Origin of the sequence: Thermogemmatispora onikobensis, assembly GCF_001748285.1 — a bacterium.
GTDB classification, from domain to species: domain Bacteria; phylum Chloroflexota; class Ktedonobacteria; order Ktedonobacterales; family Ktedonobacteraceae; genus Thermogemmatispora; species Thermogemmatispora onikobensis.
The window spans coordinates 53756-79016 of record NZ_BDGT01000015.1 but is presented as its reverse complement, the minus strand read 5'-3'; the positions used below and the strand labels follow the sequence as shown (position 1 = coordinate 79016).

General features: G+C 59.8%; 20 protein-coding genes. 9 read left to right on the top strand and 11 right to left on the bottom strand.

The genetic code is table 11. From position 1 onward, the window contains the following. Positions 1–131 precede the first annotated feature (131 nt). Together smpB and BGC09_RS08905 are read left to right on the top strand one after the other, a co-directional pair. Positions 132–638, top strand: a complete 507-nt coding sequence (smpB, locus tag BGC09_RS08910) for an SsrA-binding protein SmpB (RefSeq protein WP_069803531.1) — start codon at positions 132–134, stop codon at positions 636–638. 98 nt (positions 639–736) lie between these two features. Beyond that, positions 737–1192, top strand: a complete 456-nt coding sequence (locus BGC09_RS08905) for a PaaI family thioesterase (protein WP_069803530.1) — start codon at positions 737–739, stop codon at positions 1190–1192. 54 nt (positions 1193–1246) lie between these two features. On the opposite strand, the gene BGC09_RS08900 is transcribed toward BGC09_RS08905, so the two are convergent. The 9 genes from BGC09_RS08900 to BGC09_RS08855 all read right to left on the bottom strand — a co-directional run bounded on the left by BGC09_RS08900 (position 1247) and on the right by BGC09_RS08855 (position 12034). Then, positions 1247–2569 carry an MFS transporter gene (locus tag BGC09_RS08900; protein ID WP_069803529.1) on the bottom strand — a complete coding sequence of 441 codons (1323 nt, stop codon included), beginning with the start codon at positions 2567–2569 and terminating at the stop codon, positions 1247–1249. Between the two features lie 179 nt (positions 2570–2748). Then, a complete protein-coding gene (locus BGC09_RS08895; protein ID WP_069803528.1) occupies positions 2749–2955 on the bottom strand; it encodes a hypothetical protein in 207 nt (68 codons plus the stop codon). Between the two features lie 212 nt (positions 2956–3167). Further along, positions 3168–3878, bottom strand: coding sequence for a GNAT family N-acetyltransferase (locus BGC09_RS08890; RefSeq protein ID WP_069803527.1), 711 nt, complete (start codon positions 3876–3878; stop codon positions 3168–3170). 132 nt (positions 3879–4010) lie between these two features. Continuing rightward, positions 4011–4853: an ABC transporter permease gene (locus BGC09_RS08885; RefSeq protein ID WP_069803526.1), complete on the bottom strand. Its 843-nt coding sequence runs from the start codon at positions 4851–4853 to the stop codon at positions 4011–4013. Between the two features lie 11 nt (positions 4854–4864). Continuing rightward, positions 4865–5806, bottom strand: coding sequence for an ABC transporter ATP-binding protein (locus BGC09_RS08880; RefSeq protein ID WP_069803525.1), 942 nt, complete (start codon positions 5804–5806; stop codon positions 4865–4867). A 967-nt stretch (positions 5807–6773) separates the two neighbouring features. After that, positions 6774–7172, bottom strand: coding sequence for a hypothetical protein (locus BGC09_RS08870; protein ID WP_069803523.1), 399 nt, complete (start codon positions 7170–7172; stop codon positions 6774–6776). 157 nt (positions 7173–7329) lie between these two features. Further along, complete coding sequence (locus BGC09_RS08865; RefSeq protein WP_176728879.1) at positions 7330–9708, bottom strand: transglutaminase TgpA family protein; 2379 nt, start codon at positions 9706–9708, stop codon at positions 7330–7332. A gap of 127 nt (positions 9709–9835) precedes the next feature. Continuing rightward, positions 9836–11059 (bottom strand): DUF58 domain-containing protein, encoded by a 1224-nt coding sequence (locus BGC09_RS08860; RefSeq protein WP_069803521.1) that lies wholly within the window; start codon positions 11057–11059, stop codon positions 9836–9838. A 3-nt stretch (positions 11060–11062) separates the two neighbouring features. Continuing rightward, the gene (locus BGC09_RS08855; protein WP_069803520.1) at positions 11063–12034 is read right to left on the bottom strand and encodes an AAA family ATPase; all 972 of its coding nucleotides are present in this window, start codon (positions 12032–12034) and stop codon (positions 11063–11065) included. A 433-nt stretch (positions 12035–12467) separates the two neighbouring features. On the opposite strand from BGC09_RS08855, the gene BGC09_RS08850 reads away from it, so the two are divergent. The 7 genes from BGC09_RS08850 (at position 12468) to mfd (ending at position 22877) form a co-directional block, all read left to right on the top strand. Then, positions 12468–12767, top strand: coding sequence for an acylphosphatase (locus BGC09_RS08850; RefSeq protein ID WP_218104000.1), 300 nt, complete (start codon positions 12468–12470; stop codon positions 12765–12767). 207 nt (positions 12768–12974) lie between these two features. Next, positions 12975–13265, top strand: coding sequence for an Asp-tRNA(Asn)/Glu-tRNA(Gln) amidotransferase subunit GatC (gene gatC / locus BGC09_RS08845; protein ID WP_069803519.1), 291 nt, complete (start codon positions 12975–12977; stop codon positions 13263–13265). Positions 13266–13268: 3 nt separating this feature from the next. Further along, the gene (gene gatA, locus BGC09_RS08840) at positions 13269–14732 is read left to right on the top strand and encodes an Asp-tRNA(Asn)/Glu-tRNA(Gln) amidotransferase subunit GatA (protein WP_069803518.1); all 1464 of its coding nucleotides are present in this window, start codon (positions 13269–13271) and stop codon (positions 14730–14732) included. Between the two features lie 132 nt (positions 14733–14864). Further along, on the top strand, positions 14865–15902 hold the full coding sequence (locus BGC09_RS08835) for a D-alanyl-D-alanine carboxypeptidase family protein (protein ID WP_069803517.1): 1038 nt from the start codon (positions 14865–14867) through the stop codon (positions 15900–15902). A gap of 207 nt (positions 15903–16109) precedes the next feature. After that, positions 16110–17288, top strand: coding sequence for a metallophosphoesterase family protein (locus BGC09_RS08830; protein ID WP_069803516.1), 1179 nt, complete (start codon positions 16110–16112; stop codon positions 17286–17288). A gap of 73 nt (positions 17289–17361) precedes the next feature. Next, positions 17362–18849, top strand: a complete 1488-nt coding sequence (gene pth / locus BGC09_RS22150) for an aminoacyl-tRNA hydrolase (protein ID WP_084658221.1) — start codon at positions 17362–17364, stop codon at positions 18847–18849. 524 nt (positions 18850–19373) lie between these two features. Continuing rightward, the gene (mfd, locus tag BGC09_RS08820) at positions 19374–22877 is read left to right on the top strand and encodes a transcription-repair coupling factor (protein WP_069803515.1); all 3504 of its coding nucleotides are present in this window, start codon (positions 19374–19376) and stop codon (positions 22875–22877) included. Between the two features lie 81 nt (positions 22878–22958). Here the strand turns inward: mfd and BGC09_RS08815 are convergent, their stop codons facing one another. Both BGC09_RS08815 and BGC09_RS08810 read right to left on the bottom strand, forming a co-directional pair. After that, positions 22959–23576 carry a DUF4388 domain-containing protein gene (locus BGC09_RS08815; RefSeq protein WP_069803514.1) on the bottom strand — a complete coding sequence of 206 codons (618 nt, stop codon included), beginning with the start codon at positions 23574–23576 and terminating at the stop codon, positions 22959–22961. 382 nt (positions 23577–23958) lie between these two features. Then, positions 23959–25224 carry a hypothetical protein gene (locus BGC09_RS08810; protein WP_069803513.1) on the bottom strand — a complete coding sequence of 422 codons (1266 nt, stop codon included), beginning with the start codon at positions 25222–25224 and terminating at the stop codon, positions 23959–23961. Positions 25225–25261: the final 37 nt, after the last annotated feature.

Genomic DNA, 25261 nt, shown 5'->3' with positions numbered 1-25261 from the left:
CCGCTCGCCCCTCACTCCGCATTCTTCTCCATGCGGGGTCGCTGTGAAGATGTTCCTAACGACATTGCTGTTATACTAGTAGACAGCTTTTGTCAGTGTGTCAAGGGGAGCTGGCACTCGGAGGAGGTCCTATGACGAAGCAGTTGGCAAGGCAGGCGACAACTAAAAAGCCGACGCAGGGCGATGGCAAGCCGATTCAAGTGATCACTGTCAATCGCCAGGCCTACCATGACTACGATGTGGAGCGCACGGTAGAGGCCGGGATCGCTCTGGCCGGCACCGAGATTAAGTCGATTCGCGCTGGCAAGGTCAATCTACGCGGCGCCTACGCTATCAGCAGAAACGGCGAGCTGTGGCTGGAACATATGCATATCGCCCCCTACGAGCATGGAAATATCTACAATCATGATCCGCTGCGCCCTCGCAAGTTGCTGCTGCACCGCCGCGAGATCAACCAGCTTCTCGGCAAGGTCAGCCAGAAAGGAATGACTCTCATCCCTCTGAAGCTCTACCTCAAAGGCGGCCTCGCCAAGGTTGAGCTGGGCCTCTGCCGCGGGCGCAAGCTCTACGACAAGCGAGAGGCTATCGCTGAGCGCGATGCCCGTCGCGAGATGGAGCGCGCCTTGCGTCGCCGCTGATGCCGATGCAGCTACTGCTCCACTCCAGACCTATAAGCGGGGAAACCATAACTTGATCACTATCTCACTTGCCGACATAATAGAGGAAAAAGTCGCTCATGGATCAGGAAAAGCCAACAGAAGAGACTCTTCAGATCGCAGAGCAGGTCAACCAGCACTCAGGCTTCGGTCAGCTTCTGGGCATGCACATAGAGGCAGCGGAGCCAGGGCTTGGGCGAGTTCGCCTGACAGTTCATCCACGGCTGATGCATCCCCAGGGACTGGTGCACGGCGGCGTGATCTTTTCCTTGGCCGATACAGCTATGGCTATGGCTCTTCTGGCCTCCTATCCACCAGGAACCCGCACCGGGACCATCGAGGCCAAGATTAACTATCTGCGCGCCGTACGCGCTGGCCACGACGGCCAATTGCTGGCAGAGGCCGCAATCATCCATCAGGGTCGAACTACGGCAGTACTGGAGGCTACAGTCTATCACCTGAGCCAAGAGAGGCAGGAACCGCGTGCGGTGGCCCGGGTCTTGAGCACATTCTATATCTTCCCACGCGAGGAGTAAAGCACAAGCGGTGAGCGCGCTGGCCAGTTTCCCAGCCCGCTCCCTGGACTCTACCTAAAAAGAAGCGATGCGCGAGCGCTCAGTCACTGAGGCTTTGCCAGCCTCTTTGGCCTTTGTTGCGTAATGCTGTTCAAGCTGGCGGAGCGTCAGCAGTGAGAGGAGCGCAACCAGGCCAAGGATGGCCGTCAGGCAGATCAGGCCATCAAAGCCGAGATGATGGGCGAAGAGACCGGCCAGACCATTGCCTAGCAACTGGCCCAGACCAAGGAAGACAGAATAGAGACCCATCAGCAGGCCGCGGTCCATTGCGCTCTCTTCAGTCAGATCGGCCAGGTAAGCCAGGGCCGAAGGGGCGAAGCTGCTTTCAGCGAAGATTCCCAGTAACAGCACGGGAATCCAGATTCCGGGGGCCAGATCACCTCCGAGGCGGTGATTCATGCCCCAGAGGGCCATCACCCCCAGATAGAGGCCGGCCACGGAAGTGAGCATCATCACCAGGCGGGGCAGATGGGCCAGAAAACAGGCCCAGAAGAGCAGCGAGAGACCGAAGAAGAGGACATAGCTCCCCAGCACCAGGCTCAGTCGACCACCCCCTCCAGGCCCGCTCATGATCCCCATCAGGAGCTGATCGCCCATGCGTCCAGGACGGGAGAGTAAGAAAGGCAGCTGTGAGCTGACCCAGATACCCAGCAGAGCACTAATGCAGATCCAGGCCGGAATAAAGATAAAGAGACGTGGCTTGTGTAAGATCGCCAGATAGCGCCTCATCAGCAACGCCGGGCCAGTGTGCTCAGTGACCTGGATCACACGAGGAGCCAGGAACATGCAGAGCGTCACCAGGGCATAGAAGAGGGCTAAGAGAGCAAAAGCCCAGGGACCAAAGCGATCCCAGGCAAAGCCGCCGACAACGACACCCGCGGCGATCCCTCCACTGGTTGCCAGCTCATAGAAGCCCATGACACGCATGCGTCCCTGCTCATTGCGCCTGGTCAAATCGGCCAAGTAGCCCAGAACTGCCGGCGTGATCATGGCCGTCGCCAGGCCCGAAAGTACCTGCAAGGTCAGCAAGAAAGGCAACGGCGAGGCCGCCGGCGTCAGCGGTACCAGTAGCATCACCAAGACGCCCAGCAGCGGGCCCAGCATCATGAAAAGACGTCGTCCCCAGCGGTCGCTCAAGGCTCCCATGAGCGGCGCAAGCGTTAGCTCGGTAGCATAATAGACGACAGCCAGCAGACCTACCTGAATCGCCGTAATGCGATGGCCTGCATGAATAGCCAGGCGAGCCAGGAACAACCCCAGGACGATGCCCCCAGCACCTGTATTGACGCGCAAGAGAAAGGTTCCCAAAATAAGTGGGATGGCCGATCGCCGCACCATATCGCTCCCTTAATTTCCAGCCAATTTACCTGCCTATCTCTCCCTGTCGTCACACGTGGTCAGTTTCCTCGCCGCCTGCCTGCTTTGCCTCCTCTTCCTTAATGAGTGAAGCCACCGCATCGTTAGTTTAGTTAGGGTAGTGCTCGCAGCCAGCCTACCCTGTCCAGTTTCCTCTCCCCCTAAAAGCGCGCCATCTGACCCTCACCTTCGCCTGAGAGGCCATAGCGGCCCTCCGCTGTAGCCTTGCGATAGCTGCGTAAGGTCCAAACGGCAATGACCCCGCCAATGATCAGCAGGATGACTGCGATGATGAGGAGCACCAGCAACAATAGACGCAATCCTTGATGATCAGAAGCACTGCTCAGAGAAAGAGCCAGCAGTGGCATCAATGACAATCCTCTCTCTCGCTGATGAAATTGTTCCCCCGAACAGCTCTCTATCATCAGGACGGGAGAGGCGGAAAGAAAGTAACGCTGTCCCCCCCTCTGCTTCCCCAAAAATCAGGCAGGCCAGTCTCAGCCCCCACTTCCGGCGTGCGGTGTCGTCCCTGACGAGTGGAGGGAACGAGGCTGGCCCTCGCTGTTAATCAGAGGCAGCGCTAGGCTTCGCCCGCCTCTCTCTTCTCAAGACAGAGCGCTCCAGGCACCAGCGGCTTTTCATAGCAGCAGTAGTGGCGGACCATCGTTCTCCCAGCAGGCGCCAAGAGCCGGGCCGGGCTTTTGGAAGCGGAAGCAGCATCGCCCTCCTCTTCCAGCTCCAGCTTCAGCGTCAAGCTCACGCGCTCAGACCAGGCCGCCTGCGCCTGACTCTCAATGACGATGTGCCAAAAGCTCCTCTCCAGCTGATAGCCCTCACGCTCCAACAAGGCTCGTGCAGATCGGTTGCCATAGGCCACCGTCGTCGTGAGAAAGGCGCCGCCACGTGCCCTGTCGTCGACGTTCTCCAGGGCGGAGCGGGCCCGTTGCTCGACCAGTCGCAGTAAAAGTGTACCGATGCCTCTTCCCCGATAGGCTGGGTGAACGCGCACACAGAAAGCCCCCATGCCCTTGTGGGCCGTCTCAGCCTCGTCGCCGTTGACGGGCCAAACTGCGCCATAGCCCACCACCAACCCCTGGCGTGTCAGAATCAACCATGCGTCGCTGCTCAGCTGGAAATCTGTCCGCTGCCAGCCTGCACTGAGATCTCCATCTTCCTCGTGACCCTCCAGCTCCCCTTCAACCCGTGCACAGATGGCAAACAGTTCTTTGACAGCCGGCAGATCCGCGGCTGTCGGAGCGCGCGCAGAAAGATCGCGCAAGTAAACAGCCATCCGTTATCCTCCTCTGGAAGGGGAAACCACGGGACTCACGGCCCAGCCCCAGTCTGCCCGACTCTCTGCAGACAGGCAAGTCAGCCGGGCCACTGGCTCTGACAAGAACAGCCAGAACCTGGGGCCTGGGCCTTAGCCATTCCTTTTCAGCTTCCCCGTTCGCTTGGCATAGCGTTCCGCCAAGCTAAAAGCGTAGACACTCGCTGGTATACTAATCAGGCCCGTCAGGATCAAGGGCCAGGTACAACTCCAGATTTCAGGCGACCAGAGAGGCTGGCCATGCATCATCGCTTCACGTAGGCCCTCCAGCACATAGGTAGCGGGCGAAATACGCGCCAGCGGCTGCATCCAGCCCGGCAACACCGAGATAGGGTAGTAGACCCCCGATACGAGCAGCAATACGGCTTTGACAATAAATGACATCTGCATGCCCTTCTCTGTGTAGAGCAGCGGCAGAATCGCAGCGCCAATGCCAAAGCCAATAAACGAGATGCTGCCCAGCAACAGTAAGAAGAGCGCCGTCAGGTAATTCGCATGACTTAGATCGATATGGAAGAAAGCTGCAATGACCAGCAGCTGTATCAGCGTAAAGAGCAGTCCATGAGCTACAGCATAAAGGCAGCTCCCGACCATATGGGTAAAGCGTGAGATAGGGGCCATGAAGGTATATTCGATGGTTCCTTCCCAGCGTTCCATATTGATAATGTCGGTCACACCGTCGAAGGTTACACTGAGATAGGACCAGACCGAGGTACCGATCACGAGCACCAGTAGCAGCGAGTTGGTGTCAAACTTGACCTTGGCCCCGGTAATCTGCTCCGCAGCGGCCCCGATAAAGGTCACGCTGAGAGCGTTGACGATGTTGTAGAGCAACCAGACGATTTCCCAGGCCCAGTAGCGTTTCGACAGGTTCCAGTTGCGCTCAAAGAAAGCGTAGGTTGCACGTCCTCGATGAATTAAAGGAGTAAGCATCATAGAAGCCCTTTCTATTCCTCCTCTTCGCGCATAGCTTCAAATGCCTCAAAAGCTTTTTCCCAGCTGCCATAGCGACGAATATCCTCTTCCGTGATGCGGTGACTGGCTGTATAGTGCATGAACACCTGATGCATGCTCGCAGGGGTAGACAACCCCACCTGGTGCATCACTTCCAGCTTCAGCTCGTCGACCGAACCAAGTGCCACAATACGGCCCTGATCGAGAATCGCCACCCGATCGCAGAGAGCCTCAGCCTCCTCCAGATCATGGGTTGTTAGCAAGATCGTGGCATCATGCACCTCGCGAAGCTCGCGGACAAAGGTCTGCACATCCAGCTTTGAACGAGGGTCGAGGCCAGTCGTCGGCTCATCTAAGAGCAGCAGTATGGGGGCCGTCAGAAAAGCGCGGGCGATAGCGACTTTCTGCTGCATGCCACGCGACATATCTTCCAGCGGCTGCTTAATGCGCGCGGCGCTGATCCCCAGGCGTTCCAGGATGGAGACAATCCGCTCACGCGCCAGACGCCCTGGCAGGTTGTAGAGACGGGCCGCATAGATCAGGTTCTCCATAGGCGAAAGCTTCTTGAAGAAGGAAGCCTCCACGCTCACGCGGTTGATCAGGCGGCGCACAATGGCCTCATCCCGCACGACGTCGTAGCCAAAGATCGTGACCCGCCCGCTATCAGGAATGAGCAGTGTGGATAGAATGCGGATCAGCGTTGATTTGCCCGAGCCATTTGAGCCGAGAATACCGATAATCTCGCGACGCTTGACCTGCAAGCTCACCCGATCCACCGCTCGCACCGTACGCGCATCTTTACCTTTCTGCCAGGGCAGCCACGGACGAGACTTTGTAAAGACCTTCGTGACCTCCTCGACAAGAACAGCATTTTGCTCTTCTTGGTGATCAGCCAACGTCGGTGTAGTAGATAATGTTGGGAGCAGGTGCTGCATTGCCATGCAGTAAAACCTCCTTTGCTTGTGTGTATCGTCTTGGCTGTCCCCGTCCGGTCCACGCTGCCCTCTAGCGTGGAGAGAAACCAGAACGGTCGATCGGAAAGATACTGCCAGCCAGGGTCTACTACCACGATCACTCGACCAGTCCTCCATCTGCCCTAAAGAACAGCTCCACCCGCCTTGGAAAACGAGTCGTATGACGGACAAGGCCATACCAGCCTTCAAGCCGAGCTGGTCAGCCAGCCAGTTCGTTAGCCAGCTCCGGGTCAGATAAGCGGACAGACATGGCGAGCAGATAAATAGTGGAGTCTCTTGGGCGACGGAAGCGAACTCGGCCCAGTTTTTCCGAGGCTTCTCAGTCTCAGCACTCCAAGGCTTCAGCAACCCAGGGATCGGGATGGATGTCATCGCCTGACCAGGAAAAAGGCGATAAAAAACCGTGGGACTGAAGGTTGCTGTCTCAGTGCCCACGGTTGAGGGTCGCTCTTACACGCCTGGCGCTTTTGTCATCTATCAGGCGCCAGGCGCAGAACAGGCGGCGACACCCCCCCAATGGGCCCACTAACCCCTGAGTCAACCAGCAACGGAGTAGTGAGTAGCAAGAGAGAAAGGCCAACGAAGCCCTCGGAAAAGGCAGAGGTAGCAAAAGGCAAAACAGTCCCCCGGCTCCTCTTCTGCTGCAGAGGCAAAGAGACCAGAAGCACATGACTGCTCACCATTAGCTCACCTCCCTGTCCTTGGGCTTGCGCTAAGCGCAGCGAATGATTATTCGCCCCAGAAGGGGACACCAAAGGCCCCGAACCAGCGGCACGGGGCCACAGGATTTGAAGTAAATGATTACTTTTTAGAAAAGTCTAGAACGAGTATACGGTAAAAAAATTGCTTTGTCAAGGGAAGATCAACGCTGGCCAATAGACCAATAGAGAGGGAAGGCCAGGGTAAGAAAGAGGAGCGAAGGTCGGGCCTAACGACTCCCCAGCCCGGCCTTCGCCTCGACTTTGGCCTCTCCCCTGGCCCGTTTCACAAACTCCATCAGTTGCCCTTGCTGAATAATCTTTGCCAGCTGTTTATGGCACTCAAGCGCCTCTTGCGGGGTATTGCTACTATGCTCGTAGACTACCAACCGATAGAGGGTGAGATAACCGTTCTGCTGAGGATAGACAGCGGTGACAAAGCCGCGGCCCAGGCGGCGATCGTCGAAGGTCGCCAGCACGTAGCGTTTTCCATCCGGGGCGACCACCACGTGGCGAGCCAGGTCGAGCACCTGCAGCTTCACCGGATAAGCATCGGGGATCTCCAGAGGGTGCTCCCGGATGCTGGCCAGCATCTCCCGATCCTGTTCCAGCACAACACGATCAATCATCGCATCACTCCATAAGGATCAGCTTAAAAGGGCACAGGCCACCCTGGCATAGCAAAACTCCAAGGTGGCATAGTACAGTTTAACGAAAGAGGAAGAGCAGGTCAAGGGCTCCCTGGCCCCTGGCCCTGACCTTCCCCTCTCTTTCCCACTTCACCAGTCAGAGATCTTTCAGAGCAGTGGGCGCTGACCAATCGAGCGAGCGGTTCTTGCGCCAGAGATGGCACAGGTGCACCCAAAGCCAGCGGACAAGATGCACTGGCGCTCTGGCCAGGACATAGGGGTGGCGCAGGAGGTAAAGGAAGAGGCGCGGCTCAATCTGACGCCAGAGGGCTGGTGCTTCGCGCATTTCGCCCGAGCTGGCGGGGTGCTCAGGGCTGCCCGGGGGGGCCCACAGATCGCGCACGTAGAGGTCTCCCAGACGCTGCAAGAGCGGCGCCTGCTCGGGAGCTACGTGACTGAGGCGCTGAATGTATTCATGGGGCGTCTCGGCGCGACGCAGACTGAGGCCGGCCCAGCTTGCCAGCAGACAGAGGCGCCCGTAGATCTGAGCTGTCAAGCGCAAGTGACGGAAGAGCCTCCGCCACCAGATGGCGAAGAGCATGAGCAGGCAGGCCAGAGCAAAGATGATGCTCAGGGCGAAGTAGCTTAATGACTGCTGCCAGCTCAAGCCACCCTCCTGGGTGCTGCTCCCCGTTGCCCCAACTTCATCGTTCGGCAGTGGGAGACGGCGGGGTGTCGTGATGCCAGGAGAAGTTCCCTGACCTGGCGTGATCGTCGAGCTACTATCTGATGAAGTATATTGATTGGGCAACGGGCGCGTGAAAGCTGGAAAGCCCGGCGAAGGCTCGAAATTGATCCAGCCATAGCCGGCAAAGTAGACCTGAGTCCAGGCGTGGGCCTGAGTACCGCGGACAATCCATTGATGGGTAGCGGGGTCGTACGTCCCCGGCGCATAGCCAGTCACTACCCGCGCTGGCATCCCAAGTTCGCGCGCCATTACCGCCATCGCCGTCGCAAAGTAGTTACAAAATGCCCGATGCCCGCTGCGGAAGAGTAGCCAGGAGACCGGCTCATCGCCAGCGGGCAGCTGAACATCGACCGAGTAGGTATAGCCGCGGAAGTAGTTTTCTAAGGCCACGGCCTTGTCGTACATCGTGTGGGCCCTGGCAGTAATTTGCTCCGCCAGGATGCGAATATTGGGATCAAGATGGCCCGGGAGCTGCAGATAGGTCTGCAAGAGGACAGGATCATAGTAATCGGTGGGCAAAGGTCCCTCGTAGTTGGGCGGCAGCTTGGGCGCCGTGGCGGGGAAAGGTACCGACTCCAGCGTCTTGACATCCGCTGAGGAGGCATACGACTGGACTGTATAATGATCACCTGCCGCAAGCTTGGGCCCTTTGCGCAGCACGGCCACAATGCTGGTGGTGTTTTTGCTCACCAGCACGACCGCGGGTTGATCCAGCTGGCCTGCCTGCCAGGGCGTGAAGAGATAGGGCTGCTGCTCGCCCGGGGGATCGACAACCGTGATCTGCAACGTCACGGCATGGACCGGTGCGCCTTCGGGCGGAATCTGCTGGCCCTTCGGCAGTGAGATACTGTACGTGGGGCTGGTCGACCAGCCACGCCCATCATAGATGTCATAGGCCAGCGAGGCAATGTATTGCCCTCCCTCGCTGCTCGTGATGCGAAAAACAATGTCGCTGTTCAGATGCGGATTGCCACCAAGCACCAGCGAATTGGTAAAGTTGCCGCGATTCGATGGGACCACTCCCCCATTGACAGCGATGAGACGGCTCCAGGCATTCTCGACTTGCACCCAGGGATTGCTGTCAAGATCCCAGATCTGAGCAGCATCGGCATTGACATAGCTGCCCGGCAGAATCCAGGAGAGAATGACCACCGCTAGCGAGACCAGCAGACCGGCCTGCATGAAGTCCCAGCCCAGGTCGTCAGCACAGCGCAACCCCAACCGCCTCCACCGGCGCATCGACTCGAAGAGCGAAAAGCGTAGCAGGAGCAGCAAGGAGGCACATAAAAAGACAAAGAGAAAGATGAGGTAGCCAACGGGCACATTGCTGAGATTAATGAGGAGCACGGAGCCGTTGAGCAAGATCATCAGCAGCGGCACGCGCGTGCGATAGACCAGCCATACGCTGGCATAGGCCAGCCAGAAGCTAAGGGCCGTGATCAAGAAGAGGAAGATCGAATCGTCGCTGCTGGTACCGCCAGCCAGGGCGACCGCCACCCAGGCTCGCAGGGCTGTGAAGAGGAGGGGGAAGCTGCCATTGAAGTCGGCAGTCGCGGTCTGCCAGTAAGCGATGAGCAGGCCGAGCACCAGGGCCAGAGGCTGAACGAGCCAGGGAGGGAGCCAGCGCTGGCGCACCGCCAAGAGGCCAAGCAGCAGACCAAGGGCGGTCGTCAGGGTCAGCACCTCCAGATGGGCGACCCAGCCAGCCACCTGTACCGACCAGATCGTGCTGTAGACGACGATGGTCACCAGCACGAGCGAGAAGTAGCCTTCTTCGAGACGGAACAAGTCCTTCAGCGAAGCCCAACTCAGCCCTGGCTTATCCGGGTTTGGGGCCGGTGACTTTGCCCCCTGTGGGCGAGGTTCAGACTGCGAGAGTAGCCGAGAGAGACGATCAGCTGTGGCCTGGCCCATATCAAGACCTCCATTGGAGAGAGCGCACGCTCGGGCCGCGTTCGAGCGCCTCCGCTAGCGAGTCGCCCCGTCTGATGCGCAGCACGGGAACGCCCTCGCCTTCCAGCAAGGCCCACGTATCCTCATCGACGGGTCGTCCATCAAAAGAAGCGGCCTCCAGTCCGATTACCGCCAGCTGGACCCCGCGGCGGCGCAAGTGCCTTAGCCCTTCGTGCCAGTCGCGCGAGGTGGAAGGGGTAATCACAATGGCCGCCGTATTGCGACCAAAATGCAGAGCATCCAGCGCCAGGGCCTCCTTCAGGTCCGGCCCTGGTCCGGCCCTGACCACCGCCAGCAGCTCCAGCACACGTTCGATCTGGCGCTCGCCGCGATCTAGCGCCAGGAACTCCCGGCGTTCGCCGTTGACAATCAGGCCCAGCGACAGATCCTGACGCAGCAGATAGACGGCGAGGGAAGCCGCGATCGTAATACCATATTCTTCTGTCGACTCTTCTCCCTCGCCTGCCTGCACCGCCTGATGGAGATCGAGGAAGATCCAGGCATCCATCGCAGGATCAAGGTCAAACTCTTTGACCATTAGCTTATTATAATGCGCCGTTGAGGGCCAGTGAATGCGGTTGAGCGAGTCGCCGCTCACGTATTCTCGGATGGTGGTGGCGTTCGTCGTCGTGTGCAGCGCGCGTCGAGTACTGCGCCCCTTCCCAGGCAGACCACCAGTAAAAAAGGCAAAGCCTGCCAGTGGAATAACACGCGGCAGAACGAGAATTTCATACGCTGGCGAGAGCAAGCGGTGACGACGGAAGAGGCCAAAGGGGTCACCACTGCTGGCAATCACAGGGCCAAGCTGGTAGCGGCCTCGACGTCGACAGACCGTGCGAGCTCGCCAGAGAGCGCGCTTGCGTCCGCCCATGCTGGCAACATAGCCAGCACGGTGCCCAGGCAGTGTCGAGCCATCGACAATTTGCACCCAGAGTTTGGGGAAAATGCTCACATTATCCAACATCAGGCGCTCGTCGAAGGTGTCACCTACCTGGACACGCCCAAAGGGGGCCGCGCGATGAAAGACGAGGCCGCGCAGACTGGAATAGGCCCACAGCAGCGAGAGCAGAAAGACGGCCAGCAACACGTAGGTGACCACATAGAGCGCCTTCCAGCCACTACTGATGGCCAGAAAGCCCGTTACCACAATCAAGAGTATCAGAAAGACGGTCTGCCAGCTCCGCATGGCTCAGCGCGCCTTTCCTCCTCCGACCCAGGCGCCCGGGACCGGCACCGTTTGCAGAATCTCGTCCAGAATGGCCGAGGAGGTGACCGAGCGCACACGGGCCGCTGGGGTGACAATGATTCGATGCGCCAGCGTCGGCTTGACCATGAGCTTGACATCGTCTGGAATCACATAGTTGCGCCCGCGAATAGCCGCCAGCGCTTGTGCGGCGCGAAAGAGGGCCAGCGAGCCGCGCGGGCTGGCTCCCAGATAGATGTTGCCATGATTGCGCGTGGCGTTGGTGATCGCCACAATGTACTCGCGAATGGACTGGTCAACGTGAACAGTACGAATCTGCTTCTGTATCTCTAATAGCTCCTCAGCCGTCATGATCTGCTGGAGATCCTCAAGCGGATGATGGTGCTGCTGGCTATTGAGAATATTGATCTCGTCGGCAGGGGAAGGGTAGCCCAGGCTGATATTCATCATGAAGCGATCAAGCTGGGCCTCGGGCAGGGGAAACGTTCCTTCGTATTCGATGGGATTCTGGGTAGCCATGACCATGAATGGCTCGGGCAAGGGATAGCTCCGGCCATCGACGGTGACCTGCGACTCCTCCATCGCCTCCAGCAGGGCCGACTGCGTCTTGGGTGTGGCGCGGTTCACCTCGTCGGCCAGCACAATCTGCGCCATAATCGGACCGGGGCGAAACTCGAAATTGCCCGTCTTCTGGTTGTAGATCGAGACACCGGTGATATCGCTGGGCAGGAGATCAGGGGTGAATTGAATGCGCTTGAAGCTACAGCCAATCGAGCGCGCAATGGACTTGGTCAGGACCGTTTTCCCTACGCCTGGCACATCCTCAATTAAGACATGACCCCGACAGATGACGGCGATCAGGGTAAAGGTGACAGCTTCGGCCTTGCCAACAATGACGTTCTCAACGTTGCGAATCACTCGCTGAACAGCAGCGGCGAGATCCTGTACTGACTGCATGCTTTACTCTCCGATCAGGTCGCGGAGGCCCGAATCCAGGAACAGCTCAACCTGCTTTAGTGTATCACACTGCCCGCCTGGATGATACCAGTTTGGCCCGAGCGCCAGCCTCGTCTATCTTTCTCCCGTGGGCTGTACACTGGTGACCGCTGCAGCGTCTGCCTCCGTTTTTCTTCTATAATAACGTTGCCAGAAGAGCAACGTTTGCAATCTGCTGCCAGTCTAGCAAAGATTGCTGAATTTTGGCTGAAGGAAGGATCTGGTTCCTCTTCTGCGGTTGGGAAGCAGGCAAGACGGACGGGGCAGGCCGACGGGTTGAGGCGCCCAGAGGTTGGCCTCTTCGTTTTGGTCCACTGCTACCGTTCAGTCCGCACTGAGCTATCCGTCCCGTTCTCAAAGAAAGGACTATCCTCAGAGGGGTGAGTATGGTATCATGAGAGCCATGCAACAGGACAACGAGAGGCAAGAACTCTATGCCCGCGTCCTGGGATATGTCCAGGGGGTTGGCTTCCGCCAGTTTGTCATGCATCACGCTACAGCCCTGGGTCTGCGCGGCTATGTGCGCAACCTGGCCGATGGCAGCGTAGAGGTGCTGGCGCAAGGGCCACGCTTCGCACTGGAACGGTTGCTGACTCTGCTACATCGTGGTCCCTCCGCCGCCGAGGTCCATGAGGTCCGCATCGACTGGCGCCAGCCCAGTGAGCCATTCAGCGGCTTCCATATCCGCTGGTAGCTTACTAGCTTGCTGCTCTGCTGTTCCGTTGGGCAGCGCAGTATCACCTGCACTGTCTTCCTGTGAGCGCTTTTTTGGCGCTTGCTGCAGATTCTCACTTGTCAAGCGTCTCTATCCTGGCTCGTTGGAGCTTCCACTGTATAAAAAAAGAAGAAGAGAAGGCGAAACCGATTATCAGGTTAGTCAGACTGAAGGAGGCTCGGGGTTTTGATCGATCGAGAAACAGTACTCCACATTGCCCAGCTGGCACGGCTCGGCCTGAGCGATGAGGAGGTTGAGCTTTTTCGCCAACAGCTCTCCAGCATTCTGGAGCATATGGCCATTCTGCGCGAGGCTGACGTGAGTGGGGTCTCTCCCCTGGCCCACGCCTCACGCCTCACCAATGTGATGCGCGAGGATGAGCCAGGTCCCTCCTATCCCCCGGAGATGCTCCTGGCCAATGCCCCCGACCAGGAGGAGCAATGTCTGAAGGTGAACGCTGTGTTGGAGGAGTCCTAGCCGATGAGCGCTTTGCATGAGCTAACGTTGAGTGAGGCGGCGACGCTGCTGCGCCAGCGTCAGATTTCTTCCGTCGAACTGACACGCGCTTTTTTGGAGCGAATCGACGCCCTCGATGAGCGCATCCGTGCTTTTACTCTGGTGACAGCAGATCTGGCTCTCCAACAGGCCCGGGAGGCCGACCAGCGCCTGCAGCGCGGCGAGCAGGTGACTCCCCTCACAGGTATCCCGCTGGCCATTAAGGATGTGATTTGCACCAAGGATATCCCTACAACCTGTAGCTCGCGCATGCTGGAGCATTTCCGCCCTCCTTTTAATGCCACAGTCATGGAGCGCCTCCAGGCTGCCGGGGCGGTGATGCTTGGGAAAACCAATATGGACGAGTTCGCGATGGGGTCGTCGACCGAGCACTCGGCATTCTTCCCTACGCATAACCCCTGGGACCTGGACCGCGCGCCCGGCGGCAGCAGCGGCGGCTCGGCGGCAGCGGTGGCAGCAGGTATGGCTCCGGGAGCCCTGGGCAGCGACACCGGTGGCTCGATTCGCCAGCCGGCAGCGCTCTGCAACGTGGTCGGACTGAAGCCAACCTATGGGCGCGTCTCGCGCTTCGGCCTGGTAGCTTTCGCTTCCTCCTTGGACCAGATCGGCCCCTTCGCACGCACAGCCCGCGATGCCGCTCTGCTTCTGCAGGCAATTGCCGGCCCCGATCCGCGCGACTCGACCTGCTCCCCCACCCCTGTGCCAGACTATACGGCAGAGCTAACGGGCGAAATCCGCGGCCTGCGCATCGGCGTGCCCGTCGAGTACTGGGAAGCCCCTGGTATGGAACCCGGGGTGGCGCGCGTTGGTCAGGAGGCAATCCAGCGCTTGCGCGAGCTGGGGGCAGAGATCCGCGAGGTCTCGCTGCCTCATACTCGCTATGGGGTCGCCGCTTACTACATCATCGCCCCCGCCGAGGCGAGCGCCAATCTGGCCCGCTACGATGGCGTGAAATATGGCTACTCCTATCGCGACACCAGCGATATGTGGGAGGCTCTTGATAAGACACGCCAATATGGCTTTGGGCCGGAGGTCAAACGCCGCATCATGCTGGGAACGTACGTGCTCTCCGCTGGCTACTACGATGCCTACTACAAACAGGCCCAGAAGGTGCGGGCGCTCATCGCTCAGGACTTCGAGCACGCTTTCGAGCAGTGCGATGTGCTGGTCAGTCCCGCCTCGCCAACGGTGGCTTTTAAGCTGGGTGAGAAGCTGTCAGATCCTTATCAGATGTACCTGAATGATGTCTTTACTATCCCGGCTAATCTCGCCGGGGTCTGTGGCATCTCGATCCCCAGCGGCTTCAGCGAGGGCCTGCCCGTGGGTCTGCAGATCCTTGGCAATGCCTTTGCCGAGGCGACGATTCTGCGCGTGGCCGATGCTTTCCAGCGTGTGACGGACTACCACACCCGGCGCCCGTCCCTGTAGGAGAGAAGGGGAGAGCAGTCCAGACCAGACGCCTGGCTTCGCCCGAGCAAGCCAGGCAATTGACCGTCTGTCTCCTAGCTGGCTGCCCTCTACCCACTGCGGATGGACCAGAGGAAGAAGGAGAGCCTGGCCTTGCCACAACAGCAGCATCGTCCCCGTTTTGCTTTCCCAAGCCTGTCGCCACTGGCCAGTCGCATGCTGGCGGCACTACTCCTGGCCCTGGCCGCCTGTATCGCTATTGGGGCTTCCTTGCTGGTGTTTACTCCCTGGGGGACCGGGCTGGCGGGCGGTCCCAGTACAACGACGACCCCCACGGTGGGGGCGTCTTCGCTCTCGCCAACCCCACGGCCAACCCTGGCCCCCGTGCTGACTCCTCGCGGCTCGCCTCCCTCTCTGACAGCCGCTGAGGCGATGCTGCTCGACACCGATAGCAATCGTATTCTGGCCGATATCAATGGCGAGGCGCCGCGTCCGATGGCCAGTACGACTAAGATTATGACGGCGGTCATCGCTCTGCAAATCGGCGACCTCGATCAGGAGATTACTGTCGGCGCCGACGCGGTAAAAGAGGCCCGCGATAATGATGGAAGCAACGCTAGCTTACAGGTAGGAGAAAAGTTTAAGCTGCGTGATCTGCTCTATGCCCTGCTGCTGCCCTCGGGCGATGACGCAGCCATCGTGATTGCCGATGGCCTGTCCGGCTCGACGGAGAAGTTTGTCTCCCTCATGAACCTCTATGCCCTGCGGCTGCACCTGTTCCAGACGCATTATGCAAACCCGGATGGCCTACCGGCGCCAGACCACTACACTACGGCTTTCGACCTGGTGCGCCTGGCCCGCTATGCGATGAGTATTCCGCTCTTCGCCCAGATTGTGGGCACCCGCCACTATTCGGTGCCGGCAACCGCTACGCATCAGGCCCACGTCTGGACCTCGACGAACGAGCTGCTAGGCACCTACCCAGGTGCTACAGGCATCAAGACGGGCTTTACCGGCGAGGCCGGCTACTGCCTGGTCTTTTCGGCGACCCACAACGGCCATCACCTGATCGGCGTTGTGCTGGATACTCCCACCTCCCAGGCCCGCTTTCAGGATGCTCGCCGCCTGCTCGACTGGGGTTTCTCACTGCCCGTCGCGCCTCCAGGTCCTTCGTCTCCGCCCTCAATCTAGCCGCAGAACCCAGGCAGGAGGCGAGGGGGAGCCACTCCTGGCAGATCACGTGCTCTCTCGTCTTGCCGCTTTGCTAGGTCCGCTGTGCGCGGCGAGATTCTGGCCTATCTTGCTGGCAAGACGTACTGGTCAGGTGGACGCAAACATGATAGAATAAGCTTTACGACCTGACCATGCTCGCACTAACCTTTGGCACAAAGGACAGCAATGCGTTACGCCGTTTTCAGCGATATACACGCGAACCTGGAAGCACTGGAAGCAGTGCTGGCCAAGATCGATGAAATCTCTAAAGAGAAACCCATCGATCAGATCTGGTTCTTGGGGGACCTGGTTGGCTATGGCCCCGACCCCAACGCCTGTATCTCTTTGCTGCGCGAGCGTACTGATGTGATCATCGCGGGCAACCACGACTGGGCGGCGGTGAACAAGATCGATCTTGACGACTTTAGCGCCGCCGCGCGCATCTCCGCCGAGTGGACCGCTCAGCAGTTGACAGAAGAGCACCGCGAGTTTCTGGCTAACCTGCCGGAGCGCCTCGATATCGGCGATGTTACGCTCGTGCATGGGAGCCCTTACGGCCCCCTCTGGGAGTACCTTACCTCCGAGGTGCTTGCCGAGCGTAGCTTCCAGCATTTTAGCAGCCGCTTTTGCTTTGTGGGCCATACCCATATTCCAGTGATCTTCCAGCAGCCGCTGGCTGCTAACCAGGCCGGCAGCGCCGAGGCTTCCGAGGAGCGCGCGCAGGAAACGGCTTCTGCTGAGACCGGCGCCGAGGCTGATGAGAGCCGCGCCCGTGCTTCAGGCTCAGAGCCGTCCCCTTCCACCGGTCTGGGCGAGGATGAGAGGCGAGAGCTGACAGAGGAAGGAACTGTCGAGGAAGTCCAGGGAACTGCTACAAAGACGGCGGCTCCAGCGACAACCAGAGAGGCAACCGATGCTGATCATGCTCCCACAGACGAAAAGACGCCTGGAACCGAGTCGGACCCGCAGGAGGGCGAGTATGCCGATATTGTGGCAGCGCTTGAGGCGATCGAATCGCGAACTTCCGAGGAGGAGATTCTGAACGCTGAGGACCGCCTCAACAGCGAGATTGAGGAGTTGCTGGCTTTGCTCGGCCTCAGTCAGAGCATGATCAAGGTCACGAATGAGATGCTTACCCCACCAGAAGGGCATTGGAACCCGCCCGCTGGCTATCGGGCGATCATCAATCCCGGCGGAGTGGGGCAGCCACGCGATGGCGATCCACGTGCTGCTTTTATGATCTACGATACAGAAGCCGGCTTCGAGTTCTACCGCGTGCCCTACGATATTAAGAAGACACAGGAGAAAATCATTAAGGCTGGCCTGCCCCAGTACCTGGCCGTGCGCCTGGCCTACGGTCGCTAACCTGACCATAGTCCGGCTCTCTTTTCGTCTTTTCCTCCAAAAAATAGATGACAGGTGTCTGAACTAGCAATAGATGAAGTTGATTGTAGGATTGGGCAACCCTGGCCCTCAATATGCGCCGACGCGCCACAACGTCGGCTTCCGCGTCGTTGAGAAACTGGCTCAGAAGCTCGGCTGGCGCTGGAGCGAAGAGCGCAGCCGGGCCTTGTTGGCCAGTGGTATGCTCGGGGGTGAAAAGGTCGTCCTGGTGAAGCCCCTGACCTATATGAATCTCAGCGGCGAAGCCGTGGGCGCTCTCGCTCGCTGGTACCGGCTTGCTCCCCAGGATATCCTGGTTGTCTGCGATGACCTCGACCTTCCCGTCGGACGTTTGCGCCTGCGTGCCCGCGGGAGCACCGGCGGTCACAATGGGCTGGAGAGCATCGTTCATCACCTGCACAGCGACCAGTTCCCGCGCCTGCGCGTTGGCGTCGGGCGCCCGAGCAACTCACGTATGAGCGTGATCGATTACGTGCTGGGGGCCCCTCCCGCTGCTGAGCGCAGTCAGCTTGAGCAGGCTGAAGACGAGGCGGTGGCGGCCATCGAGCTGGTGCTCACACGCGGCCTGGAGGCGGCCATGAGTGTGGTGAACAGCGATCCAGAGGCTCGACGCCGCGCAGAAGCACAACGCCAGCGCCAACAAGCCCGCCGCCCCCCAATCCAGATCGGTATGGTGGCCCGCCTTTTTCGTTCCCACTGGCGCCCACTGCGCGAGGAGATTGCCTTTGCTCGCTCCTGTGGCTTCCAGTGGCTGCAGCTCCGTGGCTCAGAGACAGGACTCAGTGAGCAGACGCTGGGAGATTCCTTTGAGACAGTCTCAGCGGCTCTGCAGGAGGCTGGCCTGTCTTGCGCTCTGGAGATCGCGCTTCCTCTCACTGCTGCGGGAACCACGGCAAACGGGGCGACCCTGGCCACAGTGCTACGCGCCAACCTGACAGCGATCCGTCGTTTACCCTGTAGTCGCGTGCATTTTCATCTCACGACCTCTCTCCGCAGCCCTGACGCCCTGCGGACATTGGAAGAGCGCCTTGTCTCCGCCCTGCAGGAGGCTCAGACCTTTGCAGCCTCCCAGACTCCAGCTTTCTTGCTGGGGATCGAGCAGAATGAGCCCGAGGCTGGCCTCTTTGCTCAACCTGACCGCTGCGCCTGGTTGCTGGAACAAGTGCCCACGCTGGGCTTTGTCTGGGACGTCAATCATACCCTTCCTGAAGCTCTGCCCGCCTACCTGGCGCTGGCTCCACGGATGATCTTGATCCACGTTTCAGATACGCCACTGCCGCAATTGAATTATCACCTGCCCCTGGGCCTGGGAACCCTGGATATTGAGGGCTACTGCGAAGAGCTGCTCGCACGCGGCTTTGCCGGCCCTGCTATCCTGGAAATCGGAGGGACTCCTCGCTCCGGTGGCTTTGGCCGCGATAGCGATGAGGCGCTACGAGCTTCGGCCCAGCGGCTGCGCTCCGCTATCGGGCGGGCCTATGCCCGCGTGCGCAGCCGCCAACTAGAGGCGCCCAGGGCTTAATGAGCAGCGCTTCTGCTCCTGTCTGATCAGCCGAGCGAGAGAGAACCAGCCGGGCACGCGCTCCCTTCTCTGGCAAGTCCAGGCCGCCTGTGATAAACTATAAGAAAGGCATGATTGAGATCAGCCCTCAGAGCAGAGCCAGCGTCGGGCCGAGGCCGCTGGGTCCACCGTGGTTATCGGGGAGGGAAGAGGTCCGACTGTCAGCGATCGGGCGGATCAGGCCGGAACCTGGGGGAGAGTGGAGTCACCATCTTCCTCTGCCAGATCAGCCGTCCCCGGTGGGAAGACTGGCTCTCTCGACAGGACAAGACCGCTGTGCTAGACTGAGGATCGCCACACGGGCCTGCTCCCCTCACCTCACCAGTCAGGGCCGGAGGAGCGGGCCACCTCTGTGCAGCGCACCTGCTGAGCTAAGTATTCAGCGAGCGAGCGAGCGAACGAACGAACAAATAAATCTGATAGAGCGCGACAATAGCATCAACGGCCTGGCAGAAGAAAACCTTAGCTGGTGTTGTGAGGCAAGATTGACACTCCAAGGCTTATTATCACTACTGACCCAAAGAAGCGATTTCAAACGACTACTTAGACGGCTGCGCGCTGCCGAAGGGCTGCCGGTTCTTGACGCCATCACAGAACCGGCTCGTCCTTTCGTTATCGCGGCACTGGCGGCGGCATACGAGCAGCCGTTGCTTATCGTCACTGACGAAGAAGAAGGGGCGCGGCAGATGGCGGAGAGCCTGGCCGCGTTCGCTCCGGAGGGCAGGCAGGTCCTCTACTTTCCGGGGCGCACCGCCCTGCCATATGAGCGGCTCCTGAGCGATGCCGAGACGATTCAGAAGCGCATGCAGGTCCTCATCCGCCTGGCGCGATATGAGCCACAGCTGCTGCTTGTCTGCGCGGCGAGGGCCTTGACACAACCGCTGATGCCGTCTCATGAGCTGAGTCGCACGCTCTATGAGCTGCAGCAGGGCGAGGAGCTGGACCTCTCGCTGCTGCTGGAGCACCTCTACAATCTCGGCTACGAACCAGTAGCCGAGGTTGAGGAACCAGGTCAATTCAGTCATCGCGGGGGGATTGTTGACCTTTTTCCCCCGACGTTGAGCCGCCCGGTGCGTGTAGAGTTCTTTGGCGATCAAGTTGAGTCGCTGCGAACTTTCGACCCGGAGACCCAGCGCTCGCTCAATCCGCTCACAAGCTGTCTGATTGGGCCAGCGCGCGAGGCCCTCCCAACGCGAGGAGTCCAGGCGGCACGTGAGCTAGAGAAGCTCGACCTGCGCATCCTCCACCGTGACGCCGAGGAGCGCTGGCGCCGCGATCTCGAACTGCTGCGCCAGGGTCGTTCTTTCGAGGACATCGCTCTCTATCTGCCCTACTTACACGAGCCGGTGACGCTGCTCGATTACCTTCCCAAGGACGCCCTTGTGATCCTGGACGAGCCTGAGCATATCCAGAACCGCATTCGCGACCTGGATGCCCAGGCCCAGGAGATCAAGGCGCGTCTGGAAGCGGAGCGCGAGAACCCGGCCCACCTGCGACCGGCGCACTTCTCCTGGGAGGAGCTCAGCCCACGGCTGCAGCAGCGGCGACAGCTCTATTTCGCCGGCATCCTCGCCTCCACTGGAGAGCACGATCCCGATGGCGCCTCTGCACCCGCACAAGAGCCGCTGCTGCCAACGTGCAGCAGTGCCAACTCCTACGGTGGACGCATCCGGGCCTTCGTCCATGACTGTCGCAAAGCGCTGGCCAGGCGCGAGCGAGTTGTAATTGTGACAGCCCAGGCGCGTCGCCTGGCCGAGGTCTTCGCTGACGAGGTCAGCACTGAAGAAGAGATACCGATTCACGCCAGTCCCGGCAGCAGCATCAAAGAACTGCCCGCCGAGGGCAGCCTCACCCTCATTCAGGGGCACCTGGCAGAGGGCTGGCAATCGCGAACCCTGGGTCTCAGCGTCTACTCTGACGCGGAGATCTTTGGCTGGTCCAAGCACCGCCCGGCCCAGCGGCGCCGGCCAGTCACGCCGGCCTCGTTCCTGACCGAGCTCAATCCCGGCGACTACGTCGTCCATCAGGAGCACGGCATCGGGCGCTTCGAGGGCCTGGTCAGAATGAACCTGACCGGCGTCGAGCGCGAGTATCTGCTCATCCGCTACGCCGGCAACGACAAGCTCTACATCCCAACGGACCAGCTTGATCGGGTGACACGCTATATCGGTATGGGGGAGGCCGTGCCGGCCCTCAGCAAGCTGGGCAGCACCGAATGGACGCGGGCCAAAGCGCGGGTCAAAGAGAGCGTTCAGGACGTCGCACGCGAGCTGCTGCGGCTCTACAGCTTGCGCGAGACTACCGAGGGCCACGCCTTCCCACCCGACACCGAGCAGCCGTGGCTGCAAGAGCTGGAGGACGCCTTCCCCTACGAGGAGACACCGGACCAGGCGCGCGCCATTGAAGAGGTTAAGGCCGATATGGAGCGCCCCAGGCCGATGGATCGCCTGGTGTGCGGCGATGTGGGCTACGGCAAGACCGAGGTTGCTCTGCGCGCCGCCTTCAAGGCCGTGCTGGATCAGCGCCAGGTGGCGGTCCTTGTCCCCACCACAGTCCTGGCCCTCCAGCACTACAACACCTTCAAGGAGCGCCTCAAACCCTATCCCGTCCGGGTCGAGCTGCTCAGCCGCTTCCGCTCCGAGAAGGAGCAGAAGCAGATTCTGGAAGACCTCGCCCTGGGGAAGATCGACATCATCATCGGCACCCATCGCTTGCTGCAGAAGGATGTCGTCTTCTTCCAGCTCGGACTGCTCATCATCGACGAGGAGCAGCGCTTTGGGGTCATGCACAAGGAGCGGCTCAAACAGCTGCGCACCGAGGTCGACGTCCTGACGATGACGGCCACGCCGATCCCCCGCACGCTGCACATGGCCCTGGTCAATCTGCGCGACATGAGCGTCATCGAGACACCGCCCCAGGAGCGCCTGCCGATCCGGACAGCCATCCGTGAATATGACGAAGGACTGATCCGCGAGGTGATCTTGCGCGAACTTGACCGCGGAGGACAGGTCTTCTTCGTCCATAACCGTGTCGCTGGCATCCAGATGCTGGCCCAGAAGCTCCAACAGCTGGTACCAGAAGCACGGATTGCCGTGGCTCACGGACAGATGAACGAGGAGCAGCTGGAGCGGATCATGCTGGGCTTCGCCAACGGCGAGTACGACGTGCTGGTCTCTACTACCATCATCGAAAATGGGCTGGATATTCCCAATGCGAACACCATCATTGTGAACAATGCCGCCCATTTCGGGCTGGCACAGCTCTACCAGCTGCGGGGTCGCGTGGGTCGCTCAGCTCAGCAGGCCTATGCCTACTTCCTCTACAACAAGGAGGCCCGCCTGACACCACTGCAGGAGAAGCGGCTACGCGCCATCTTCGAGGCCACAGAGCTGGGGGCCGGCTTCCGCATCGCCATGAAAGATCTGGAGCTGCGCGGCGCGGGCAATCTGCTCGGGGCGGAACAGTCGGGCTTCATGAACTCGGTGGGCTTCGATCTCTATTGCAAACTGCTGGCCGAGGCAGTGCAGGAGCTGCAGGGCAAGAAAGAAGAGACAGGCATGCCCGGGGTCACCATTGACCTGCCATTGGACGCCTACCTGCCGGATGAGTATATCGGGGATCGCACCCTGAAGGTCAACTTCTACCAGCGCCTGGCCAATCTCACCACCCATGAGCAGGTGGAGACCATCGCTGCTGAGTTGACCGACCGCTTTGGAGCGCCACCGCCCCCAGTGCAGAACTTGCTCACGCTCATCCGGCTCAAAATCGAGGCAGCCCATCAGGGCATTGAAGCTATCTCGCTCAAAAATAATGAGCTGGTGGTTACCGTCAGACGTTCGGTGATTCCGAACCGCGTGGCCCTCTACCATCGCTTCCGTAACGAGGCCCGCGTCCAGCAGGGTGTTATCCGCATTCCACGCCGCTTGCTGGGGTCCAATTGGCTGCAGCAGCTGAGCGAGTTGCTGCCAATGATGACTACAGCAGCCTGAATGGATCTGACCGCCTCGCCAACCAGGGAACTGGCGGGCGGCTCCCTCTCAGGCGGGTTGGCTTGCTCGCTCTCCGCTCACTCAGATAGCCACCAGGCCTTGCTCTTGCAGCTCGATCAGGATGCGTTCAATCTCCTGCACGCTCTTCTTGGTACAACGGGCAAGATCAGCCACGGTGCGCCGCCCATCGACCAGCAGATACACCGAGCGCTGCCGCCGACTCAGCAACGACAAGACGCTCAGGTCATTGCTCAGACGCCGCGGTACCAGCCATTCAAGGCCGGGCTTATAGCTGCTCCCATATGTGGATATGCCAATATAGCCAGCAGCATCGTCGTTCACCTTCTCCGGCGTCAGAGGGAGCTGCGGATCACTCTCGCTGCGCGTCACCCCAGGCAGCAAAGGAGTCAGACGGGCCGCAGGTAGAGAGGAGCTATCGGAGCGCATAGGATAAGGAGCATCCGCAAAAAAGGCGAAGCGAATAGGGCTCCAGGTCAACAGGAGATTGAGCGCATCCTGACCAGCAAGTTGACCGGCGGCGGCATAGACGGGACGACCGGCGCGCAAATAGATCTCCCCTTCTTCAAGCTGCCCATTGCGCAGGCGCTCCACGCTGAGCAGCCCCGTCTGCTGCCTCGCCCGGAAGAATTCCAGCACAGGTAAAAGACTATCAGCAGTCTTGTCACGACCTTTAGCCATGAGGCATAACACTCCCTCCAGGGTCCCTCCTAACAAGAGCCACCCGCCTCCATTTCAGGAAGCGTTCGTCCCTCTTGCCAGTGATCAGAGAGCTTACGCTCTCAAAAAGATGTATCTCCAGGCCATAAAAATCCCCGTATTACTATACGTGTTATACCATAGCCTCATGGGAGCGGGAAGGTGTAAAAAACATAAATATTCCTGTAGGGAAGATTTTTAACGAAATTTTTATGGAGGCCCTGTTTTCAGAAGGAGGCACACTTTTCCCCAAAACAAGGAAAAAGAGCATACTCCAGTAGCAATTGAGTCTCAAGCAGAAGGATGCATTGCCCCTGGAGAGGGGGGAGAGATCTCCAGAGGCAATGTAAGGGCAGTAGAGGCATTAAGGGCGCAGCTGACGAGTATGCATGAGAAAGAACATCAATCCCTGCTTATAATCCATCGGGCTGGCCTTGCCATTCTTGAGGACCTGAGCGATCAAATTCAGCAAGCTAGAAATAATCTGCAGGCGCGTCTGCTCAAAGCCATCCTGGCGCCGCAGCAATTCGATCAACTGAGAAGGACTTTGTCCAGAAATATCCAGGCCCAAACGCACCGCCTCCAGGCGCAACCAGAGCACCAGCTGCTGGCGCATCTCCTCAAAGATGGTCATATCCTCATTGGCCGGCAGTGGTGTTCCTTCTGCCGGTGTGGGGGTGGGAGCGCGACCGCCCGCCTGGGGACCTACGGGCGAGCGAGGCTGGACCGGCACCGGAGCAGTTGATGAGGCGGCAGCCTGGGCTGACGAGGCTTCTGCCGGCGGAGGAGTCGACGCAGGCTGAGGGAGCTTCCCGGAAGGGCGACGCACGGGTGCCGCCTGGGGGCCGGTTCCCGTAGGAGCGGGAGAAGAGCCAGGCAGCGCGCGCGTAGGAATCGGGGGGACACGCCGCGTCGGCGATGCAGAGGCAGGAGCGGCGGAGGCCGCGGCAGATGGACGCTCCTCAGCGGACGCCGGCGTCCGGCCAGGAGCGACTGCTCCCGCGGCGGTCGAAGCTGCCGGCAGAGACATGGCTGGTCTTCCCGGACCGGGCGTCGAGGGCAAGCCAGCGCCTATCTGGCGGCCCTCATAGCTGCCCACCTCGCCGCGCAGCTCCTGCAGCTGCTGCTGCAACAAGAGGGTCGATTGACTAATCTGCTCCCAACTCAACTCAGGAAGAGGAGTAGCGCGGGTTGTGGCCCAAGAAGGGACTGGCCGCGGGCTGCCAAAGGTTGACCGTTTCTTCTGAGGGCTGGCCAGGTGGGCGCGGAGTCCTTCGGCCACTGTCTGAGCAGAGGTCGTGATCAACATGCGCACGTCGGCCATGCGCTTGCGCCCCTGATTACCAAAAAACGCCCGATTGCGCTGGACGAAATGGATAAAGAGGCGCTCAATATAGGTCTGCAGCTCCGGCGACATCACATCCACACGGTTCCAGGCAGTGAAGTCGACCGCGCTCAAGTAGAGCCAGACCTCCTTACGCTTCGCACTATCGACCGGGCGCATGCGCAAAGACTCGGTTCGATAATCGTAAAATCGCGGGTAGCAGAAGTTAGCGATCAAGGTCTCCGCCAGCTCGGCTTTCAAGCGTCCCAGCTCTGCTAGCGGGAGTTGACCAAGCAAAACTCCCATGCCACAAACCCTTTCTACGCGCACTCAGCGGCGCCTC